Here is a 1,603-nt window from a genome sequence, read left to right as displayed (position 1 = left end):
AGCATAAATATCGCTATGGATACCGAAAAATCGCTGCTTTGCTCCGGATGAAATATATGGTAAATTATAGTTGTGATTCCAATAATATATTCAAATAAACTAAGAAAAGGAGGTTAGTAGGGATATGGGGAATATTCTACTGTTCGTGGTGTTTTAATTTTACTCCTTGTATCATTCGATCTAGTACAATACCTATCAAGACCCTCAAAAAAACACTGAGATTACGTGCTAAGTAAGGACAACTGGGGATGTCATCACAATTCATAACAAAGCTGTAAATATTTTAAAATTTATTCTGAGAGGAAGGGTAGTTTATGAAGCTTAAGAAACACCTTGTTAGTGGACTAGTGTCCATTGCATTTTTCTGTGCAGGGGGAGTGGTTGCTTTTGCAGGCTACGATAGTAATTTATTTGTTGCTCCAAAAGAGACATATGAATCCATGGTTAAAACACCGGGCAATTATTATTATCTGGCTGCTGCAACTCCTAACTATAACTGTTTAGCATATGCGTTAGGAGACACACGTCAGTGGATCTGGCCTTGGGGATCAAGTAACCCTACATTGAAAGAAGCAAATGACTACATGACTTCCCGAATGTATAATCCTTACCCATACAGTTCTAGTGCTTCTAATGTGAAAATTATTGCATATGGCACGTCGACCAGCAATATCACTCATTTTTCCAAAGCGGAAGGAACTAACTATTCTAACGCAAAATGGGGCCAATTGGAGAGACTCCAATCTTTAGGATGGGACCCTTACACATCTTCCATATACGGATCTGCGTTGCAAGTATACAAGTAATGAATAGTATATAATATATAGTGAGGTGATCGAAGTGAACAAAAAGTTACTTATTGGAATGTTCGCCCTCGGTTTTGCTGTTACTTCTTCTTTATACGCGGTACGTGCTAATGCATCCGTTGAGAAGCAAATTAACCAAAACCTTAACAGCTTGGCCGAACAGTTACAAACGGAAGTCACTAATAAAACTGAATTAGCCATGAGTAGTAATCCCTATGATTACATCAAGAACAGCGAAGAGTATGCAAATATTGTAAATCTCGGAACAGATGCTGTTCCAATTTTAGAAAAGAAAATCGATGAAAGTGAAGGAAGCGGTCTTTTTGATTACATTTTTTCAGTTGCTATCGAAGAAATCACAAAAGTAAACCTCAAAGAAGAGGAAAGTACAGCTTGGGATACTGGAGACAAGTTCTCGGAGAAATGGAAGGCAAAACTTAAGACACTTCCTGAAGAAGTTGAAAAAATCGCTAATTCTGAATTAACTGAAGATGAGAAAATTACTTCTCTAAAAAAACTGGGTCTTCCTGCTGTGCCATTTATTATTGACCAACTTGAGGCAGGTAAAACTGAACTTTTCCCAGCAGTTCAGTCTTTGGTTCCGGATAGTCAAACGAAGTCCTTGAAAATGACTGACATAGTACAATGGGCAAAAGAAAACAAGGATAAATTTGATGACCTTAAAGAGTATGTTTTAAGCAAAAAATAATAATAGTCCAACTTGAGGTTGTAAGTGATCCTTTCAAGTAGAACTTATTGGGGCTGTAATTTGACTAAATCGCTCGGATGGAAAGTCA

2 protein-coding genes are annotated in these 1,603 nt (G+C 37.2%); both read left to right on the top strand.

Annotation, left to right across the window (positions count from 1 at the left end; all coding sequences use genetic code 11):
* The first annotated feature begins 314 nt into the window (after positions 1-314).
* Entirely contained in the window at positions 315-806 is a 492-nt protein-coding gene (locus PBA01S_RS22505) for a DUF7689 domain-containing protein (protein WP_016314272.1), read from the top strand.
* 34 nt (positions 807-840) lie between these two features.
* Positions 841-1,515 (top strand): hypothetical protein, encoded by a 675-nt coding sequence (locus PBA01S_RS22500; protein ID WP_016314271.1) that lies wholly within the window; start codon positions 841-843, stop codon positions 1,513-1,515.
* The last annotated feature ends 88 nt before the right edge of the window (positions 1,516-1,603 follow it).

Source organism: Paenibacillus barengoltzii NBRC 101215 (assembly GCF_004000745.1).
GTDB lineage: Bacteria > Bacillota > Bacilli > Paenibacillales > Paenibacillaceae > Fontibacillus > Fontibacillus barengoltzii.
This window is presented reverse-complemented; position numbering and strand designations above follow the sequence as displayed.

What these genes read in the sequence shown, in the direction of transcription:
- PBA01S_RS22505 (WP_016314272.1), top strand. Translation starts at nt 315, where the DNA reads ATGAAGCTTAAGAAACACCTTGTTAGTGGACTAGTGTCCATTGCATTT.